Below are 19520 nucleotides of genomic sequence, written 5' to 3' on the forward strand. Positions count from 1 at the left end.
GTTGTCGCAGAGGTAACAGTCGGCGCGGTTTCTGTAGGAGCGGCGGTTCGGCGCTCCGACTTGCCCGCGAAAAAGACACCGCGCTGCCTGGCACTGGCTACGCCCGTGTTCGCGGCGGTTCGGCGCCCCGACAAGCCCGCTCCCACAGGGGGATTGGGCTGGCCTTTAGATTTTGAACAAGACAGTCGCTCCTGCACGCAGGTCAGAAGCTGGTGCGCAGCCCGACTTCGACGCTACGCCCCGGTGCCGGCGCGATGTCGCGCAGGATGGAGCTGGCGTAACGCACGGTCTGGTCTGTCAGGTTTTCGCCACGTACGAACGCCAGCCACTGGCTCTGGCCAATGTCAAAGCGATAGCCGACGCTGGCGCCGAGGGTGGTGTAGCCGTCGGTGCTGTGTTCGTTGTCCGGCTTGCGGTGCTGGGAGGCGGCGTGTTGCACGTCCACCCGCGCCTGCCAGCGATCCAGCTCCCACAGCAGGCCTGTTCCCAGCCGCAGCGGGGCGATGCGTGGCAGTGGCTCGCCGGTGTCGAGGTTCTTGGCGCGGGTATAGTCGCCGGACAGCTCCAGGGCGAAGCTGCCGTAGCGGTTCTCCACCAGCTTCCAGCGATCCTGGGCCTCGATACCGTAGAAGCGCGCACGCACGCCTTGATACAGGTACTCAGGAATCCCGCCGTCGTCGTGGTCATGATCATGATCATGATCATGGTCGTGGTCGTGGTCGTCGTCACCATGGCCATGATCATGCCCTTCGCGCAGATTACCGCTGCCGATCAGGCCGATGTAGTTGCGAAAGTGGCTGTAGAACACGCCGACACTGCCCTTGTGCGTGCCGTTGTCGAAGCGCAGTGCCAGGTCGCCGGAAATCGCCTTCTCCTTGTTCAGGTTCGGGTCGCCCACTTCATAGGCGCCGGTGGCGACGTGCGCGCCGTTGGCATACAGCTCGTAGAAGGTCGGTGCGCGCTCGGTGTAGGCCAGGCTCGCCGCCAGCGCCCAGACCGGGTCGAGCTGGTACACCGCGCCCGATGACAGGCTTGCGGCATTGAAGCTGGTCGATTTGTCGGCACCGACGAAGTTTTCGTTACCCTTGGCATCCGGATCGATGCGGGTGTGCTCCAGGCGCGCGCCCAGGCTCAGGTTCAGGCGTTCGGTAGCCTGCCATTGCTCGAGCATGAACAGCGCCAGGCTGTCGGTGTCGGTGTGCGGCACAAAGGCTTCTTCACCCAGCGCCGAGAATTCGTTGCGGCTGACGTGGGCACCGATCACCCCTTCGACCGGGCCGATGGGCTGGTGGCGGGCCTCGATGCGTGCCTCATAGCCTTTGTTCTTGAAGGTGGTGTGGACCTCGCCCTCTTCGATCTCGCGGTGCTGGTAGTCGGTGTAGCCAGCGTCGACCTTGACCGAGCTGAACGGCCCTTCGAGATCGCGCAACTCCGAGGCGAAGGCGTAGTGATCCTGCTGCATGTCCAGGCGCACACCGGGCTCGGCCACCGAGCCGTAGTTGCTGTCGTAGCGGCTGTAGGACAGGCCGGCATAGCCATGATCCCAATGGTAGGCCCCGCCGATGGCGCCGCCGTCCTGGCGGCCGTCGCTGTTTTCCAGGCGATGCTTGCTGCCGGGGTCATCGGCGTCGCGCACCTTCGAGCTGCGGGCGTAGCCGGGGATGCGCAGGTCGTTGAACTGACGGCTGTTGGCGTCCAGGTGCAGGGCGAAGTTGCCGTCACCGGCTTCGAGCTTGCCGGCGCTGCTGCGTGTGGTATCGGCGCCGCCGTAGCGCAGCTCGCCGGCGCCATGGATGCCCTCGATGGGCGAGTCGGGAATGCGGTTGTCGAAGGTGTTGATCACACCGCCAATGGCGTTGCCGCCATAGAGCAGGGCGGCGGGGCCGCGGACGATCTCGACGCGGTCTACGGTGACCGGGTCCAGCGGCACGGCGTGGTCATAGGACAGCGACGAGGCATCGAGGGCACCGACGCCGTTGCGCAGGATACGGATGCGGTCGCCATCCAGGCCACGGATCACCGGGCGACTGGCGCCTGGGCCGAACCAGGTGGAGGCGACACCAGGCTGCTTGTTGAGGGTTTCACCGAGGCTGCCGTGCTGCTGTTGCAGCAGGTCGTCGCCTTCGAGCACGGTGCTTGGCGCGGCGAGTTGGCGGTTGCCGAGTGGGTTGGCGGTGATCACCTGGGGTTCGAGCTCCACCGCCTGGCTGGGCGATGACGCCAGCCACAAGGCGACGGCGAGGGGAGAGAGACGCAGGGGCTTGGACAACATGAGCGTGTGACGTTCCTTGGCAGATACTTATAGTAAAGATACGTATGGATACAATATAACATTACTATTTCATCACAGAGGTTGCGTCCTGGCCAGGGGGGGCGTGCTGTGGAAGGCTCTGGCCTGGGCTGGGAGCACAGGCGGTCCGCATCCTTGCACACCGGCCCACTACACTCGTGTAAGGTGCGCATCTTTCAACGCGGGAGCACTGCATGAGCACGGCCCAACACAACGCACTGCACGGCAAGACGCTGGAGCAGATCCTCATCGAGCTGGTGGCCCACTACCAATGGCAGGGGCTGGCCGAGCGCATCGACATCCGCTGCTTCAAGAGCGACCCGAGCATCAAGTCGAGCCTGACCTTCCTGCGCAAGACGCCTTGGGCGCGGGAAAAGGTCGAGCAGCTGTACATCAAGCTGTCGCGCAAGGCTTGAGGGTGCCGCGTCCCTGGCTGACCCTGGCCGCGCTGCTCGGCTGGACGGGGTTGGCGGTCCAGTTGTACCTGGTGCTGCTGGCGCGCTGGCAGGAACAGGCCAGCCTGATCGGTGGCATGGTCAATCTGTTCGGCTATTTCACCGTGCTGAGCAACACCCTGGTGGCCACGGTGCTGAGCCATGCGGCGTTCGGCCGTGAGACGGCGGCACGGCGTTGGTTCCTGGCGCCGGCGGTGAGCTCCGGTGTGCTGGTCAGTATCGTGCTGGTGGCGCTGGCCTATAGCCTGCTGCTGCGGCACCTGTGGCAGCCCGAGGGTTGGCAATGGCTGGCCGATGAGTTGCTGCACGACGTGATGCCACTGGTGTTCGTGCTGTACTGGTGCGTGGCGGTGCCCAAGGGGCGCTTGCGGCTATGGCACCTGGGGGCCTGGAGCCTGTATCCGCTGGTGTATTTCCTGTTCACCTTGTGGCGAGGGCATGAGATCGGGGTCTATCCCTATCCCTTCGTCGATGTGGCGAGCCTGGGGTATGGGCGAGTGCTGCTCAATGCGCTGGCGATGTTGGCGGGGTTCTGGGGGATAGGGTTGCTGGTGATTGGGGTGGATCGGTGGTGGGGGCGGGTGAAGGGATGAGTCGGGACGAGTCGCTGCGACTCGTCCCGCGACAGGGCCGGATCGGTCTTACTCGCTACTCATCATCCGCAGTGCCCTCTGCACGCCAGTACGCAGCAGCTTTGAGCGCATTCTCTGGCACACCCTTTTCAAGCAGCAAGGCCTTGGCCTGCCGGGTCAGGCCTTTCTCCAGCGCCACCCAGCCATACAGACGGCCCTGGGGCAATGCCAGGTGTTTCACCTGCTCAAGCAGGTTCTCTTTCTGCCGACGTACCCAGATCACCTCCACCTGCGCCTTGCTGGGCAGCGGCTGGCGCTCCTGTTCATCCTCGATCTGGATGACCGCCAGCACCTGGCGTCCGGCTGGCAGTTCTTCGAGCCTTCTGGCAATGGCGGGGATGGCGGTTTCGTCGCCGATCAGCAGGTAACTGTCGAAGATGTCCGGCACCACCATCGACGCGCGTGGGCCGGCGATATCTAGGTGCTGACCCGGCGCAGCCTGGGCAGCCCAGGTCGAGGCAGGGCCGTCGCCATGCAGAACGAAATCGATGTCCAATTCCAGGGCTGTCAGGTCGATGCGTCGCGGTGTGTATTCGCGCATGGTCGGCCGCACGCCGCCGTCGCGGCCCAGGTTGCGGGCGTCGATCGCCTGTTGCTCCTCGGGCGTGCAGCCGAACAGAACCTTGACGTGGTCGTCCGTGCCCACGCTGGTGAAACCTGCCAGTTCCGCACCGCCCAGGGTGATGCGGCGCATGCGCGGGGTCAGGTCGGTGACCCGCAGCACCTGCAGGCGACGTTGGCGGATCTCGTGGTTGACGCGGTGAATGGTGTCGCTCATGGGGTGTTCTCCTGAACGGAATCGCTCGGCCCGCCTGCGATGGCCTTGGCCGTGTCGTTGAGCAGATCGCGCACCCGCTCGATTTCCTCGGGTGTCCAGCGGCCGCTGTGCATGTGCAGGGCGTGGCGCAGATTGCCGACCGCCTCGTTGATCTCTGGCGGGCGGTCATGTCCGCGCAGGGCACGCTTGCTCAGCTCGATGCGCATGCGTACGCCGTCGAGGGCGACGGCTTGTTCGGCGAGTGAGTGGCGGCCGACCTCGGTGATGACATAAAGGCGTTTGCTGCCCTGGATCCGGCCACTGATCAGCTCGGCTTCCTCGAGAAAGTTGAGGGTCGGGTAGATCACTCCGGGGCTGGGGCTGTAGCTGCCATCGAAGAGTCCTTCGATCTGGCGGATCAAGTCATAGCCATGGCCCGGTTGCTCGGCGAGCATCGACAGCATCAGCAGTTTCAGATCGCCAGGGGCGAACACCCGTGGGCCGCGCTCACCGCGACCGGGGCGGCGCTCGAAAGGGTCATGGGGGGCGTGGTCACGCATGGTGAAGAGGTTCCTTGTGTTTCGATATATCGCAAGATATTACTCAAGATATATCTAAACACAAACCATTAAATGCAGATGATTATCATCTTGTTTTTTGATGGGTCGGCCATCTCAGTGCATCGCCAATTGCGGCGCCTTGCATTCATTGGGGTTTCCCGGCTCCAGGTACGGCATGAGAATCGGCGCCATGCCCTTGAGCACCTGCACGGGCAGGGCCGAGGTGAACTTGAACGACTCTGCCGTGCGCCCTGGTACGAAGGCGGTGAGCGTGCCGAAGTGGTTGTCGCCGAGGAAGAACACGAAGGTGGCGGTGCGGTTCAGCGAGCGTGAGCCGATCAGCCGTCCACCGGCGCCGTAGCTCTGCAGGCGGTTGTCACCGGTACCGGTCTTGCCACCCATCACCAGCGAGGTGCCGTCGTGCAGCTTGAAGCTGCCGGAAATGCGCCGCGCGGTACCGGCATCGACCACCTGCGACATGGCGCCTTTCAGAGCCCGCGCCACTTCTACCTTGAGGATCCGCTGGCCGCGGTCGGGATCGCTGATCAGCTTGGTTTCATAGGGCGTGCCGGCGGCGAAGTGCAGAGTGTCGATGCGCAGGGTCGGCAGGCGTACGCCATCGTTCTGGATGATGCCCACCAGTTCGGACAGCGCCGCAGGGCGGTCGCCCGAGCTGCCAATGGCCGTGGCCAGCGACGGTACCAGGTGATCGAAGGGGTAGCCGACGCGCTTCCAGCGCTGGTGGATGTCGAGAAACGCCTCGATTTCGACCATGGTACGGATGCGACTGTCACGGGCGCCCTGGTGACGGCTCTTGAACAACCAGCTGTACACCTCCTGACGCTCGAAACGACTGGCGTTGACCATGTCGGTAGGGGTGGCGCCAGGATTTTTCAGCAGGTAGCCGAGCAGCCACAGGTCCAGGGGGTGGACCTTGGCGATGAAGCCCTGGTCGGGCAGGTCGTACTTGCCGGGACCGTAGGCGGCGTACATCTCGGAGAGGCGGCCGTCATTGAGCTTGGCCATGGCGGCCTTGTCCTTGGCACTGTGCGCGCGGACGAAGGCGTTGAAGGTTTCCTGGCTGGCCTCGGGGAACAGGTAGCGGTGCACCGCCGCCAGGCGCTGGGGGGTGACGCGCATGCTGTCGAGGAAGGTGTCCAGGCGTTGCTGGGAGGTCTTGCGCTGGTACTTGCGCCAGAAGCGCATCAGGTAGTTGGTGCCCTCGCGATCGGCGAAGCGCGCCAGGTATTCCTGGCGGCGCGGATCGGCGTCATCCTTGAGCAGTGGCTCGCGGTTGTAGGGTTGCTGGTAGGTGACGTAGCGCACCAGGTCGCGCATCAGGCGGATGAACGGCAGGTTGATCGACTCGCGCAATGCGTCCTTGAGGGTCGGGTTGCGGCCGTTGTCCTCCTTGCGGAAGTTGTTGAACACGTGCATGCCGCCGCCGGTGAAGAATGCCTCGCCGGTATTGGCCGAGTATTTGCGCTCCAGCGCGGCGTCGAGCATGGCGTCGAGGTTCTGGTTCTTGCTGTTCTGCATCAGCCATTCCAGCGACCACTGGGTGATGCGGTCGAGGTCGGCCACTTCCACTTTCTTGAGCTCGGCCACCGGCTTGCCGGCGTACTTGTCGTGCAGCTCGGCGACGATCTCAAGGTAGGTGGTCAGCACCCGCAGCTTGGCGGTCGAGCCCAGTTCCAGCTTGCTGCCCTCGTTGATGTCGAACGGCTGGTTGGTGCTGTCGGTCTGCACCCGAACCCGCGAGCCGTCGGCGGTGCGCTCGAACAGGGTGAAGCTGTAGCTGACCTGGTCGGTGGTCTTGCTGGTCAGCAGGCGCTCGCCGATCAGGCCCATCTGCGCGGCGAACTCGGGGTCGGCGAGGTTTTTCAGGTACTGGCTGACCTGGGTCTGCAAGTCGGCCTGCAGGGTGCTGGTGGCGGAGAGGTCGAGGCGATCGAGGTCGTACAGCGGGCGGTTGAGCATGGCCGCCAGGCGGTTGCGGGCCAGGCTGATGCCCTTGTTGGTGATGATCGGCACGATGGTCGGCTGGGCCACCCAGTCGCGGTACACCGCCTTGCTGGCCAGCGCGGCGTCGGCCAGCGGGCGATCGATGATGCCGTTGGTGGCGAGCACGCGGATATGCGAGTCGGTGAGCTCGGCCAGCTCGACGCGGCCTTTGGACAGGTAATGCGAAGGCCGGCGCTGGGCGATCATCAGCGACAGCACCTCACGCAGGGCCAGGCCGCGAGCGGCCATGCTCTGGGGGTCGGTTTCGGTCGAGTTGAGCGCCTGGTTCACCTCGGCGAAGTCGGCGCCGTACCAGACCCTCAGCCCTTCTGCCATGCCATGCACTTCACCGTGCCCGGGTACCGCCGAGAGCGGCACGCTGTTCAGGTAATCGCGCACGATGCGCTGGCGCGCCTCGGTGGTGTCCGGCCCGCCCTGGTAGGCGCGTACGCTGGCGGAAATCATCTGGCGGATCTTCTCGGCGCCATTGACCGTCAGCCCGTCCGGCGAGTGACGGTATTTTTCCAGTTGCGTGGCCAAGGTGCTGCCGCCTGCCGACTGGCCGGGCAGGGCGAGGTACTTGGCGACCTGGCTGTAGGCGGCCTTGGCGAAACGTGGCCAGTCCACCGCCGGGTTGTTCTGCGGATCCTTGCTGTCGAGCAGGTCGCGGTTCTCGATGAACAACAGGCTGTTGACGATCACCGGCGGGATCGAGGCGAAGTCGCCGTACAGGTGCTGGGGGTAGTGATACTGGTAGAGAGTGTCGCCGCGGCAGTCGGTGATCGACAGGCCGGCCTGGATCTTCTCGACGTAGGGCACGAACAGGCCGTGGTCGACGTAGCGCATCAGCGCTGGCGAGAAACGGACCTGCTCGCTGATCAGGTAGTCGCGCTTGAGCAGACGCGGCAGGAACTGGCCCAGGGCGCTGTAGCCCAGGCGCTTGTCAAAGGGGCCGTCGCCTGGGTAGACGATCGCGTCGCTCGGTCCGCGCTCCAGCGAGTAGGTGAGGGTGCTGGCCAGGCGGCTGAACTCACGCGATTGCAGGTCCGAACTCTGCATCTCGTCATAGACGGCAAAGCCCACCGCAACCATGGCCACCAGCACGATCAGGATGATCAATCGCCACCACAACCGACGCTGACGAGGAGTCTTTGGCTGTGGGGGCTCGGCCAGAGGTGTTTCGGGTGCTTCCGTTCTGGTCTGTTCCGATTGCCACAGTGCGCCCATAGAGTTCAGTCCGGCCAAGTATTTTCGTCTTGCTTGTCTGAAGCTTAGACGCTGGCCGGACTTGGTGAAAAAATTGTGAGGGCGATGATCGGTGTATTCGGATCAGGCTGCGGCTTCGCTGTGCGGCTCGAAACTGTCGGCGCGGGCCAGTTGCCACATCCGCGAGTAGAACTGCCCGTCCACCTCGCCGGTCAGCAGCTCGCCGGGCTTGAGGAACACGTGCATCTGCGAGAACAGCTTGATCTCGGTGGCGGAAATACGCCGCACCAGGTGCTTGGCCTCCAGTTGCGCGGGGTGCTCGAGGCCTGCAGCGGCCAGCATTTCGGCCAGGGCGCGCAGGGTGTTGTGGTGGAAGTTGAGCACCCGCTGGGCCTTGTCGGGCACCACCAGTGCGCGCTGGCGCAGGGCGTCCTGGGTGGCAACGCCGGTCGGGCACTTGTTGGTGTGGCAGCTCTGCGACTGGATGCAGCCGATGGCGAACATGAAGCCGCGTGCAGAGTTGGCCCAGTCGGCGCCGATGGCCAGCACGCTGGCGATGTCGAAGGCACTGACGATCTTGCCACTGGCGCCGAGCTTGATCTTGTCGCGCAGGTTCAGGCCAACCAGGGTGTTGTGCACGAACAGCAAGCCTTCACGCAGGGGTACGCCGATGTGGTCGGTGAACTCCACGGGGGCCGCGCCGGTACCGCCTTCCTTGCCGTCGACGACGATGAAGTCGGGCAGGATGCCGGTTTCCAGCATGGCCTTGGCGATGCCCATGAATTCCCATGGGTGGCCCAGGCAGAACTTGAAGCCCACCGGTTTACCGCCAGACAGCTCACGCAGTTGGGCGATGAACTGCATCATCTCGATGGGCGTGGAGAAGGCGCTGTGGCGAGACGGCGAGATGCAGTTCTCGCCCATGACGATGCCGCGGGTGTCGGCGATTTCCTGGGTCACCTTGTGCTTGGGCAGGATGCCGCCGTGGCCGGGCTTGGCGCCCTGGCTCATCTTGATCTCGATCATCCGCACTTGCGGGTTGGCGGCCTGCTCGGCGAAGCGCGTGGGGTCGAAGCGTCCGTCCGCGGTGCGGCAGCCGAAGTAACCGCTGCCCAGCTCCCAGACCAGGTCGCCACCGTGCTCGCGATGGTAGGGGCTGATGCTGCCTTCGCCAGTGTCATGGGCGAAGTTGCCGAGCCGGGCACCTTCGTTGAGGGCGCGGATGGCGTTGGCGCTGAGCGAACCGAAGCTCATGGCCGAGATGTTGAAGATCGACGCCGAGTAAGGCTGGCTGCACTGCGGGCCGCCGACGGTGATGCGAAAGCCTGCCGGGTCGGCCAGGGGGGCGGGGCGCATGGAGTGGCCGATGAACTCGAAGCCCGACTCATAGACATCGATCAGGGTGCCGAAAGGTTTGTCGGAGGCTTCGTTCTTGGCGCGGGCGTACACCAGCGAGCGCTGGGCGCGGGAGAAGGGCAGGGCATCGCTGTCGGATTCGAGCAGGTACTGGCGGATCTCCGGGCGGATGCCTTCGACCAGGTAGCGGATGTTGCCCAGGATCGGGTAGTTGCGGCGTACCGCATGGCGTTTCTGCAGCAGGTCGAACAGGCCGATCAGGCTGAGCACGGCGGTGGTCAGGGTGAAGGGCCACAGCCATTCGTGGTGCAGGAAGGGTAGGCTGGCCAAGGTGAACAGCACGCAGGCGGCGAACACGGCGTAACGGCTGAGGAGTGACAGACTCATGCGAAAATCCTTGCGAATGCTTCGGTCAATCAGGCTCAGGGGCCTGGGCAAACCCCGACCATAGCCCGGTCGGGTGACAAATGGCCAGCGGACGAAAGGCGAGGAAAAATGAAATTTCGGGTATCGAAAATCATTCTCAATATAGTATGTTATAAAGTATCAATTTTATGAGCGAGGTGATTTTCATGAAAGCAGGTATCCATCCCGAGTATCGTCCGGTGCTGTTCCATGACACGGCGGCGGATGTGTTCTTCCTGATCGGGTCGACCGTGGAAACGGATCGCACCCAGGTCCACAGCGACGGCCAGACCTACCCCTACGTGGCGCTGGATGTCTCCAGCGCATCGCACCCGGTGTACACCGGGCAGCAGCGCAAAACGACCGTCGAAGGGCGAGTGGCTGGGTTCAACAAGCGTTTTGCAGGGTTTGCCGGGAAGGCGAAGTAACGCTCGGTTCGCGCGGCGGATTACCCGCAAAAGGCCTCATCAGGTATCCTCGCCAGCCTCTGTCCAGGAATGCCCCCATGACCAAGACTATCCACATCGCCGCCGCCCTGCTCATCGACCCGGCGGGCCGTACCCTGCTGGTACGCAAGCGCGGCACCCAGGCCTTCATGCAACCGGGTGGCAAGATCGATGCGGGTGAAACGCCGGTTCAGGCGCTGGTGCGGGAGCTGCATGAGGAGCTGGGCGTGCGTGTCGATCCTGAGCAGGCGGTGCACCTGGGGTGCTTCAGCGCTCCGGCGGCCAACGAGCCGGGGTTCGAGGTGCAGGCCGAGCTGTTTCGTGTCGAGTGTGCCGAAGCGGTGTCCCCAGCTGCGGAAATCGAAGAAGTGCATTGGCTGGCCGCTGATCAGGCGCCAGCGCTGGCCCTGGCACCCTTGACCCGCGACCTGATCCTGCCGCTGTGGCGTGAAGGCCTCAGCGCACCGCGCTGACACCGTCGAGGGTGGCGAACGAGGTATCCTTGGCGGTCAGCAGGAAATCACGCATGTACGGTGCATCGAGCATGTCGGTGCGCACCGCGGCATAGAGCGTGGCGAACAGGCCTTTTTCGCCCAGACGCTTGCCCTTCACGTAGCCACGCGAGCTGTACTCGTGCAATGCCCAGTGCGGCATGCCGCACACCCCGCGACCGCTGGCGACCAGCTGCATCATCATCACTGTCAGCTCCGAGGTGCGTACCGCGGCCGGTTCGATATCGGCCGGCTCGAGGAAGCGGGTGAAGATGTCCAGGCGATCACGCTCCACCGGGTAGGTGATGAGGGTCTGCTCGGCCAGGTCGTCCGGAACGATGTAGGGCTTGCTCGCCAGCGGGTGCTGGTTGGCCACCGCCAGCATGGCTTCATAGGTGAACAGCGGCACGTAGGTGATACCCGCCAGGTCCAGCGGGTCGGAAGTCACCACCAGGTCGAGATCGCCCCGGGCCAGGGCCGGCAAGGGGGCGAAGGCAAAGCCCGAGGCCAGGTCCAGCTCGACTTCGGGCCAGGCATCGCGGAACTGATCGATGGTCGGCATCAGCCACTGGAAGCAGCTGTGGCATTCGATGGCCATGTGCAGGCGGCCCGCGGTGCCGCCGGCGAGGCGGGCGATGTCGCGTTCGGCGCCACGCAGCAGCGGCAGCGTGGCGTCGGCCAGTTGCAGCAGGCGCAGGCCGGCGCTGGTGAAGCGGATCGGCTTGGTCTTGCGCACGAACAGTTGCATTCCCAGGCGCTCTTCCAGCTCCTTGAACTGGTGCGACAGCGCCGACTGGGTCAGGTGCAGGCGCTCGGCGGCCTCCACCAGGCTGTCGGCTTCGCGCAGGGCATGAAGGGTTTTCAGGTGACGGATTTCCAGCACTCGCAACTCCGGGAGAAACACTTGGTAATAGATCGATTGGGTTGAGTTTCTCTCATGTTGGAGTGTCTGTCGACAGAACCCTGCAGATGACCGTTCGGCGACATTAATCAAACTGTCACGCAACTGTGGCAGCGCCACCGAATGGATTTCATCAGACTCGCGCTCTACTGGGGATTTGCATTCTGGTGTTTCCTTCCATGCGGGTTTTTCTGATCTTCTTTCTTTTGTTATGCGGGGTGCCGACAGGCTTCGCAGCCGGGCGTTGCGATGCCCATGTACCGGTGCAGCGTGCCGAGCTGGGTGAGTTGAGCCTGGTCTACCAGAGCATTGGTGCGCCGGGGGATCCGGCACTGCTGCTGGTCATGGGGCTGGGCGGGCAATTGATCCACTGGCCGGATGATGTGGTCGAGGCGTTGTGTCGCCAGGGTTTTCGGGTCATCCGTTATGACAACCGCGATGTCGGCCTGTCGCGCTGGAGCCAGGCGCCGGCTTCGGCCAACCTCACCGTCGAGTTGCTGCGCTACAAGCTCGGCCTGCCAGTGGCGGCACCCTACAGCCTGACTGACATGGCCGGTGACGGCCTGCACCTGATGGATGTGCTCGGGATCGAGCAGTTCCATGTGCTGGGGGTCAGCATGGGTGGGATGATCGCCCAGCACCTGGCCGCCATGGCGCCGCAGCGTGTGCGCAGCCTGACGCTGATCATGTCCAGTTCCGGGGCCGAAGGCTTGCCGGCGCCGAATCCTGCATTGGTGCAGTTGCTGGCCCGGCGCAGCGCACCGAGCCGTGAGGTGGCGCTGGAGCAGCAGGCTGACCTGCTGGCGGCGTTGGGTAGCCCGGCGGTGCACGATGATCGCGCGGTGCTGTTGCAGCAGGCGGCGTTGGCCTATGACCGGGCGTTCAACCCGGAGGGCGTCAAGCGCCAGATCATGGCGATCCTGGCGGAGCCGAGCCGAGTGGCGCTGCTCAACCAGTTGCGTGTGCCGACGCTGGTGGTGCACGGCACGGCCGACCCGCTGCTTCCGGTGATGCATGGGGTGCATCTGGCGGCGCATATCCAGGGCAGCCAGTTGCGCTTGATTCCTGGGTTGGCGCATCGCTTCCAGGAACCGTTCAAGGCGCCGTTGCTGGCAGCGGTGCTGCCTTACCTGAAGTCGCATCGCCAGGATGTGACGCACCTGGCAGGGCTTTGAGTCGGGGGCGCGGCTCCCCCTCAGCCCAACCCGTACTTCTTCACCTTGTCGAACAAGGTGGTCTTGGCCATGCCCAGCTCCTGGCTGGCCTGGCTGAGGTTGCCGCCAGTGCGCTGCAAGGCATCGCTCAGCAGGTTGCGCTCGAACGCTTCCACCGCCTCGGCAAAGCCCAGCCCCTGGCTGGCACCGCCACCGGCCTTCTTGAACGCCGGCAAGCCCAGCGCATAGCGCTCGGCGACATTGCGCAGCTCGCGCACATTGCCGGGCCAGTCATGGGCCATCAGCCGCGACAAGGTCTGGCTGTCCAGCTCGGGGACTTCGCGGTCGAAGCGCAGCGCCGATTGCTGCAGGAAGTGCTCGAACAACTGCAGCACGTCCTCGCGGCGCTCGCGCAATGGCGGCAACTCGAGGGTGACCACGTTGAGGCGGTAGTACAGGTCGCTGCGGAACTGCCCGGCCTGGCCCATGGCGTCCAGGTCCGACTTGGTGGCAGCGATCACCCGGCAGTCCACCGGGATGCTCTGGTTCGAGCCCAGGCGTTCGAGGGTGCGCTCCTGCAAGACGCGCAGCAGCTTGATCTGCAGGTTGATCGGCATGCTCTCGACTTCATCGAGGAACAGTGTCCCGCCGTTGGCATGCTCGATCTTGCCGATCCGCCGTTTGCCGGCGCCGGTGAACGCGTTGGCTTCGTGGCCGAAGATTTCGCTCTCGAACAGGTTTTCCGGCAGGCCGCCGCAGTTCAGGGCCACGAAGGGGGCTGCCTGGCGACGGCTGAAATCGTGCAGGCAGCGGGCGACCAGTTCCTTGCCCGTGCCGGTCTCGCCTTCGATCAGTACGTTGGCCGAGGTGTCGGCGACGTTGGCGATCAGTTCGCGCAGGTTCTGCATGGCGGGCGAACGGCCGATAATGCGCCCTTCCAGCGAGCTGTGACCGGCCAGTTGCCGGCGCAGGGCGACCACTTCACGCGACAGGCCGCGCTGCTCCAGCGCCCGGCGCACGACATCGACCAGTCGTTCTGGCGAGAACGGCTTTTCCATGAAGTCGTAGGCGCCGTTGCGCATGGCACCGACAGCCATGTCGATGTCGCCGTGGCCGGTGATCAGCACCACCGGCAGGCTGCGGTCGCGGGCCTTGAGGCGATTGAGCAGCTCCAGGCCGTCGATGCCCGGCAGGCGAATGTCGCTGACGACGATCCCGGCGAAATCGTCGCCGATCCGCTCCAGGGCCTGCTCGGCGCTGCCGACGCCTTCGCAGGCGATATCCTCGAGCGCCAGCGCCTGCTGGCAGCCGAGCAGCACGTGGGGGTCGTCTTCGACGATCAGGACCGTCAAGGGTGCTTGGTTCATGGGGACCCTTCGTTCATGGGGCATCGGCCGAGTCGGTGGGGGAGGTGACCAGGGGCAGGGTGAGGATGAAGGCCGTGCCGCCGCCAGCGGGGTGCTCGACGCTCAAGGTGCCCTTGGCGGCTGTGGCGAGGCTGGCCGACAAGGTCAGGCCCAGACCCAGGCCATGCTCGCCCGGTTTGGTGGTGAAGAACGGTTCGAACAGGTGCTTGCGTGCCTCGACGTCAATGCCGTGGCCGTTGTCGCGAACCCTCAGGCGGTATCTGTCGCCCATCAGTTCGCCTTCCAGCCACAACTGCGGTTGGGGTTGGGCGGTCATGGCGTCGAGGGCGTTGCCGAGCAGGTTGACCAGGATCTGCTCCAGGCGCGTCTGGTCGATGGCCAGCGGCTGATCTTCGAACTGGCGATGCAATTGCAGGTTGCATGCGCCGATGCGATTGCCGAGCACCTGCAGGGACGCTTCCACCGCCACGCCCAGCGAGGCGCGACCGCTGTCCTCGCCGCGCCGGGCGAAGGAGCGCAGGCTGGCGGTGATACGCCCCATGCGATCGATCAGGTCATTCATGGTGCGCAGGTTGGTGCTGGCGGTCTCGAAGGCGCCGCGCTCGAGGAAGCGCACGGTGTTGCCCGACAGGGTACGCAGCGCCGCCAGCGGCTGGTTCAGTTCATGGGCGATGCTGGTCGACATCTGCCCGATGGCCGCCAGCTTGCCGGCCTGGACCAACTCGTCCTGGGCATGGCGCAGGGTCTGCTCGGCGTGACGTCGTTCGCGGATCTGCCCCTTGAGCCGTTCGTTGCTGGCACGCAGGTCGGCAGTACGTTCGGCGATCCGCCGCTCCAGCAGGCTATTGGCCTCTTCCAGGGCTTCGCGGGCGGCCAGGCGGGTGGCGATCACCTTGCGCCGTTCGTTCCAGGCGATGCCGAGGATTGCCAGCAGGGCGAAGGCAACGCCGACCAGAATGCCCTGCACCATCGACTCGCGATGCAGATCCTGCAGCGGGGTAAGCAGGGTGAAGTCCCAGGGGGTGTCTGCCAGACGCCGCGTCTGAGCCAGGTAGGCGACTTCTCGCACTTTGCCCTGGACAGTTTCGCTGCTGGTCGGGAAGGTCAGCTTTTCTACACCATCGCCCAGCGTCTCGCGAGCCAGCGGTTGCAGTTCGTTGAGTGGCCACCAGTAGTACTGCAGGCTGCGCGCCAGCTCTTCCTTGATCTGCGGGGTAAGCGGGCGCACCGACTTCAACCGCCGGGCGGGGTCGCTGGAAAGGATGATGATGCCGTTCTCGTCGCTGACGAAAGCTTCGAGACGGGCGCGCTGCCAGCGCTCTTCCAGGGTGTCCAGGCGCACCTTGATCACCGCGACGCCGATGATCTTGCCGTGCTCCTCCAAGCCATGGGCCAGATAGTAGCCGGCTTCTCCGGTGGTACTGCCGATGCCATAGAAACGCCCAGGCTGACCGCGCACGGCGTCCTGGAAGTAGGCGCGGAAGGCCAGGTCTTCACCCAGGAAGGAGTCGGCGTCGCGCCAGTTGCTGGTAGCTTGCACTCGGCCGCTGGTGTCCAGTACGTAGATGGCCCGGCTGCGGCTGCGGCGGTTCAGGCCTTCGAGGTATTCGTTGACGACCTGCCGCGAGCCGCCGTCAGGGTCGGCGAGCAGTTGCGAGACGCTGTCTTCGAGCTCCAGCAGGCTTGGCAGGTAGGTGTACTTGCTGATTTCGCTTTCGACCGTGCGCGCGTGCAGCTCGAGCTGGCGCTCGCCGTTCTCGCTCAGGGCGCGGATGCCGTTGTTTTCGCTGATCATGTAGCCGACCAGACCCAGCCCGACCATCAGCAGGACGATCAGTGGTGGGAGGAACAGTTGGCGGATCAGGCGGGATTTCACGGCAGGCTTGGCAGGGCGAAGTAGCGAAGGATCGCATTTCATCACAGTGGCCTTGTCACGACCAGCGTCCGCTGCCCTGGCAGGCAGCGGACACCGGGATCATCAGTGCTGCAGGATCTTGCTGAGGAAGTGCTGGGTGCGTTCGTGGCGGCCTTCGGGGTTGCCGAAGAAATCTTCCTTCTGGCAGTCCTCGATGATGTTGCCCTTGTCCATGAAGATCACTCGGTTGGCGACCTTGCGGGCGAAGCCCATTTCGTGGGTCACGCACATCATGGTCATGCCTTCGTGGGCGAGCTCCACCATTACGTCCAGTACTTCGTTGACCATTTCCGGGTCCAGTGCCGAGGTTGGTTCGTCGAACAGCATGACGATCGGGTCCATCGACAGGGCGCGGGCGATTGCCACGCGCTGCTGCTGGCCGCCGGAGAGCTGGCCGGGGTGCTTCTTGGCATGGGCGCCGAGTCCGACCCGGTCGAGCAGGGCCAGGCCTTTCTTGGTGGCCTCCGCCTCGCTGCGGCCGAGCACCTTGCGCTGGGCGATGGTCAGGTTCTCGGTGATCGACAGGTGGGGGAACAGCTCGAAGTGCTGGAACACCATGCCCACCCGCGAACGCAGTTTGGGCAGGTTGGTCTTCGGATCGGCGATCGAGGTGCCGTCGACCACGATGTCGCCCTTCTGGAACGGCTCCAGCGCGTTGACGCACTTGATCAGGGTGGATTTGCCCGAGCCGGACGGGCCGCATACCACCACCACTTCACCTTTCTTGACCTCGGTGGTGCAGTCGGTCAGCACCTGGAAGTCCCCGTACCACTTGTTGACATTCTTGATGGAAATCATACGGCGATCCTTTTTTGCAGACGCTTGACCAACCAGGAAGCGGAGAAACTGATAATGAAGTACACGACGCCGGCGAAGATCAGGAACTCGTGGGAGCGTCCGATGATGTCGCCGTTGGCGCGTGCCGAGTTGAGGAAGTCCACCAGGCCCACGGTGTAGACCAGCGAGGTGTCCTGGAACAGGATGATGCTCTGCTGCAGCAGCAGCGGGGTCATCTTGCGGAACGCCTGGGGCAGGATGATCAGGCGCATGCACTGGCCGTAGGTCATGCCCAGTGCCTGCGCGGCGCCCATCTGGCCCTTGGAGATCGACTGCACGCCGGCACGCACGATTTCGCAGAAGTAGGCTGCCTCGAACATCATGAACGCCACGACGCAGGAGGTGAACGCACCGATCGGGGTGTCTTCGCCGGTAATCCAGCGCAGCACGAAGGGCACGGCCAGGTAGAACCAGGTGATCACCAGCAGCAGCGGGATGGAGCGGAAGTAGTTGACGTAGGCGCCGGCGATATTGGCCAGCAGCTTGCTCGACGACAACCGCATCAGCGCCAGGACGGTCCCCAGCGCGATACCACCGACCACACCCATGACCATCAGTTGCAAGGTCATGACCATGCCGTCCCACAAGGCGGGCAGGGCAGGGATGATTTCGCTGAAATCCATGTCCATTATTTACCTCCCACGGAAATCAGGCCAGGCACGGCGACTTTCTTCTCGACCATGCGCATCAGCAGCATCAGGCCCATGTTCAGGGTGAAGTAGATCAGCGTGGCCAGGGTGAAGGCCTCGAACAGGTTGGCGGAGAATTCGGCGGTCTGCTTGGTCTGGGCCAGCAGCTCCATCAGGCCGATCAGCGACGCCACCGAGGAGTTCTTGAACACGTTCAGGAATTCGGAGGTGAGCGGCGGAATGATGATCCGGTAGGCCTGCGGCAGCAGCACGTTCATGTAGATCTGCGGAAGGCTGAAGCCCATCGCGCGCCCGGCAGACTCCTGTCCGCGGGGCAGGGCCTGGATACCGGTGCGCACTTGTTCACAGACACGCGCGGCGGTAAACAGGCCAAGGCAGATGATCACGCTGATCAATGCCGAGGTGGTCGGGTTGAGGTCCTGCTTGAACCACTCCTGCAGGCCCTCCGGAAGCAGGTCCGGTACCAGGAAGTACCAGATGAACAGCTGCACCAGCAGCGGTACGTTGCGGAACAGTTCCACGTAGGCAGTGGCGATGCCCGAAACCAGGCGGTTCGGCACGGTGCGCATGACGCCAAGCAGCGATCCCAGCAGCAAGGCGATGATCCAGGCAGAGATGGCGATGGCGATGGTCCAGCCCAGGCCGGTGATGTACCAGTCCAGATAGACTTCGCTGCCCACGCCGGTGGACTTGAAGAACACGCCCCAGTCCCAGTTGTAATTCATCGGGATTTCCCCTCAGACGGTTGTTTCACGGGCACCTTTGAACTTCCAAGGGCGCGGGCGCCCTCGGAAGTAAAGGTTAGACACTTATGCGTGGCCCGTCGGTTCGATTCGTGCTCGTCGGAGCACACGGGCCATTTCAGCAGGGGATCAGGACTGTTTGTCGTCCGCAGCCTTGTCGGTAGGCTCTGCGATCAGTTTCTTCAGCTCATCGCTCATCGGGAACTGCAGGTTCAGGCCTTTCGGTGGGATTGGCTGCTGGAACCACTTGTCGTAGCTCTTCTGCACTGCGCCCGACTTGTAGTAGGCGATGATGGCGTCATCGACCGCTTTCTTGAACTGCGCATCGTCCTTACGGACCATGCAGCCGTAGATTTCGTAGGATTGCGGGGTGCCGGTGATGACCCAGTCGGTCGGTTTCTTGGCCTTGGCCATTTCGCCGGCCAGCAGGGCGTCGTCCATCATGAAGGCTACGGCGCGGCCGCTTTCGAGCATGTTGAAGGCTTCACCGTGGTCCTTGGCGGAAATCACGTTCATCTTCATCTGCTTGTCGGCGTTCATGGCCTTGAGCAGGCGCTCGGAGGTGGTGCCGGCGGTGGTCACGACGTTCTTGCCAGCCAGGTCCGGGAAGTCTTTGTAGGAGGGCTGACCGTCCTTGACCTTGGTCAGCAGGCGGGTGCCGACTTCGAAGATGCCGACCGAGAAGCCGACTTGCTGCTGGCGCTCGACGTTGTTGGTGGTGGAGCCGCACTCAAGGTCGACGGTGCCGTTCTGCACCAGCGGGATGCGGGTCTGGGAGGTGACGAGGTTGTACTTGACCTTGATGTCGGTGCCCAGTTGCTTTTTCAGGGCCTCGACCACAGCCAGCTGGACGTCGTGGGAGTAGCCCACGGGCTCAGTGCTGCCAGCCAGGTAGGAGAACGGAATGGAGGAGTCACGGTGGCCCAGGGTGATGGTGCCGGAGTCCTTGATCTTCTTCAGGGTGCCGGTCAGTTCTTCGGCCATGACCGGCGAAGCGATAACGGCGGCGGCGATTGCAGCGCCCAGCAATTGACGAACGATACGCATCAAATTTTCCTCGACGTTTGTTTTTTTTATGGAGCCGTTGGCGGACTCTTCGTTCAACGAACACAACAAGAAGCGGTGTGCGTTCGGCTACCAAGTGTAGAGCATGACTCGTGCCAAGCCCCCATATTCATCATAACGCCGCGAATTTTCTGGAAATTAATCTTTTCTGACGAATTATTTCCAAGGGAAGGCGTGCGGGTTTCCGAATGGCCGGGCTGGTGTCGTTCGGAAATCCGAATGGATGGGCGCGGGGTGCCATACCGGGATCAGGTGGTACAGGGCTACCGACGTCGCCCACCGTGAA

General features: G+C 63.8%; 17 protein-coding genes. 5 read left to right on the forward strand and 12 right to left on the reverse strand.

The features are described from left to right. Positions 1-202: 202 nt before the first annotated feature. Positions 203-2272 (reverse strand): TonB-dependent receptor, encoded by a 2070-nt coding sequence (locus ACK3BK_RS06220; RefSeq protein WP_411383928.1) that lies wholly within the window; start codon positions 2270-2272, stop codon positions 203-205. Positions 2273-2484: 212 nt separating this feature from the next. Here ACK3BK_RS06220 and ACK3BK_RS06225 point away from each other — a divergent pair, with 212 nt between their 5' ends. Together ACK3BK_RS06225 and ACK3BK_RS06230 are read left to right on the forward strand one after the other, a co-directional pair. Beyond that, positions 2485-2706, forward strand: a complete 222-nt coding sequence (locus tag ACK3BK_RS06225) for a VF530 family DNA-binding protein (RefSeq protein ID WP_186668572.1) — start codon at positions 2485-2487, stop codon at positions 2704-2706. A gap of 2 nt (positions 2707-2708) precedes the next feature. Next, positions 2709-3338 (forward strand): Pr6Pr family membrane protein, encoded by a 630-nt coding sequence (locus tag ACK3BK_RS06230; protein ID WP_186668570.1) that lies wholly within the window; start codon positions 2709-2711, stop codon positions 3336-3338. Between the two features lie 55 nt (positions 3339-3393). On the opposite strand, the gene ACK3BK_RS06235 is transcribed toward ACK3BK_RS06230, so the two are convergent. From ACK3BK_RS06235 to ACK3BK_RS06250, 4 genes are all read right to left on the reverse strand, one after another. Continuing rightward, positions 3394-4155, reverse strand: coding sequence for a siderophore-interacting protein (locus ACK3BK_RS06235; RefSeq protein WP_186710618.1), 762 nt, complete (start codon positions 4153-4155; stop codon positions 3394-3396). Beyond that, on the reverse strand, positions 4152-4694 hold the full coding sequence (locus tag ACK3BK_RS06240; RefSeq protein ID WP_411383929.1) for a PadR family transcriptional regulator: 543 nt from the start codon (positions 4692-4694) through the stop codon (positions 4152-4154). The genes ACK3BK_RS06235 and ACK3BK_RS06240 overlap by 4 nt, the downstream gene beginning before the upstream one ends. A 114-nt stretch (positions 4695-4808) precedes the next feature. After that, positions 4809-7925 carry a transglycosylase domain-containing protein gene (locus tag ACK3BK_RS06245; RefSeq protein WP_186710620.1) on the reverse strand — a complete coding sequence of 1039 codons (3117 nt, stop codon included), beginning with the start codon at positions 7923-7925 and terminating at the stop codon, positions 4809-4811. A 102-nt stretch (positions 7926-8027) separates the two neighbouring features. Beyond that, a complete protein-coding gene (locus ACK3BK_RS06250) occupies positions 8028-9647 on the reverse strand; it encodes an FMN-binding glutamate synthase family protein (protein WP_411383930.1) in 1620 nt (539 codons plus the stop codon). A gap of 185 nt (positions 9648-9832) precedes the next feature. On the opposite strand from ACK3BK_RS06250, the gene ACK3BK_RS06255 reads away from it, so the two are divergent. Together ACK3BK_RS06255 and ACK3BK_RS06260 are read left to right on the forward strand one after the other, a co-directional pair. Further along, complete coding sequence (locus ACK3BK_RS06255) at positions 9833-10093, forward strand: type B 50S ribosomal protein L31 (RefSeq protein ID WP_186668560.1); 261 nt, start codon at positions 9833-9835, stop codon at positions 10091-10093. Between the two features lie 77 nt (positions 10094-10170). Next, entirely contained in the window at positions 10171-10584 is a 414-nt protein-coding gene (locus ACK3BK_RS06260) for an NUDIX hydrolase (RefSeq protein WP_411383931.1), read from the forward strand. On the opposite strand, the gene metR is transcribed toward ACK3BK_RS06260, so the two are convergent. Continuing rightward, on the reverse strand, positions 10568-11485 hold the full coding sequence (gene metR / locus ACK3BK_RS06265; protein ID WP_186668556.1) for a transcriptional regulator MetR: 918 nt from the start codon (positions 11483-11485) through the stop codon (positions 10568-10570). The genes ACK3BK_RS06260 and metR overlap by 17 nt on opposite strands. 197 nt (positions 11486-11682) lie before the next feature. On the opposite strand from metR, the gene ACK3BK_RS06270 reads away from it, so the two are divergent. Further along, positions 11683-12678: an alpha/beta fold hydrolase gene (locus ACK3BK_RS06270; protein ID WP_411383932.1), complete on the forward strand. Its 996-nt coding sequence runs from the start codon at positions 11683-11685 to the stop codon at positions 12676-12678. 20 nt (positions 12679-12698) lie between these two features. On the opposite strand, the gene ACK3BK_RS06275 is transcribed toward ACK3BK_RS06270, so the two are convergent. The 6 genes from ACK3BK_RS06275 to ACK3BK_RS06300 form a co-directional block, all read right to left on the reverse strand. Then, positions 12699-13973: a sigma-54-dependent transcriptional regulator gene (locus ACK3BK_RS06275; protein ID WP_238343357.1), complete on the reverse strand. Its 1275-nt coding sequence runs from the start codon at positions 13971-13973 to the stop codon at positions 12699-12701. Positions 13974-14037: 64 nt separating this feature from the next. After that, positions 14038-15942 (reverse strand): ATP-binding protein, encoded by a 1905-nt coding sequence (locus ACK3BK_RS06280; RefSeq protein ID WP_186668550.1) that lies wholly within the window; start codon positions 15940-15942, stop codon positions 14038-14040. A gap of 60 nt (positions 15943-16002) precedes the next feature. After that, a complete protein-coding gene (locus tag ACK3BK_RS06285; protein WP_186668548.1) occupies positions 16003-16737 on the reverse strand; it encodes an amino acid ABC transporter ATP-binding protein in 735 nt (244 codons plus the stop codon). Then, positions 16734-17405, reverse strand: coding sequence for an amino acid ABC transporter permease (locus tag ACK3BK_RS06290; RefSeq protein ID WP_186668546.1), 672 nt, complete (start codon positions 17403-17405; stop codon positions 16734-16736). The genes ACK3BK_RS06285 and ACK3BK_RS06290 overlap by 4 nt, the downstream gene beginning before the upstream one ends. Further along, the gene (locus tag ACK3BK_RS06295; RefSeq protein ID WP_186710623.1) at positions 17405-18151 is read right to left on the reverse strand and encodes an amino acid ABC transporter permease; all 747 of its coding nucleotides are present in this window, start codon (positions 18149-18151) and stop codon (positions 17405-17407) included. Before ACK3BK_RS06295 ends, ACK3BK_RS06290 begins: the two co-directional genes overlap by 1 nt. Positions 18152-18298: 147 nt before the next feature. Further along, entirely contained in the window at positions 18299-19216 is a 918-nt protein-coding gene (locus tag ACK3BK_RS06300; protein WP_186668542.1) for a glutamate/aspartate ABC transporter substrate-binding protein, read from the reverse strand. Positions 19217-19520: the final 304 nt, after the last annotated feature.

It is taken from the genome of Pseudomonas sp. L7 (genome assembly GCF_046605565.1).
In the GTDB taxonomy this organism is placed as follows: Bacteria; Pseudomonadota; Gammaproteobacteria; order Pseudomonadales; family Pseudomonadaceae; genus Aquipseudomonas; species Aquipseudomonas wayambapalatensis.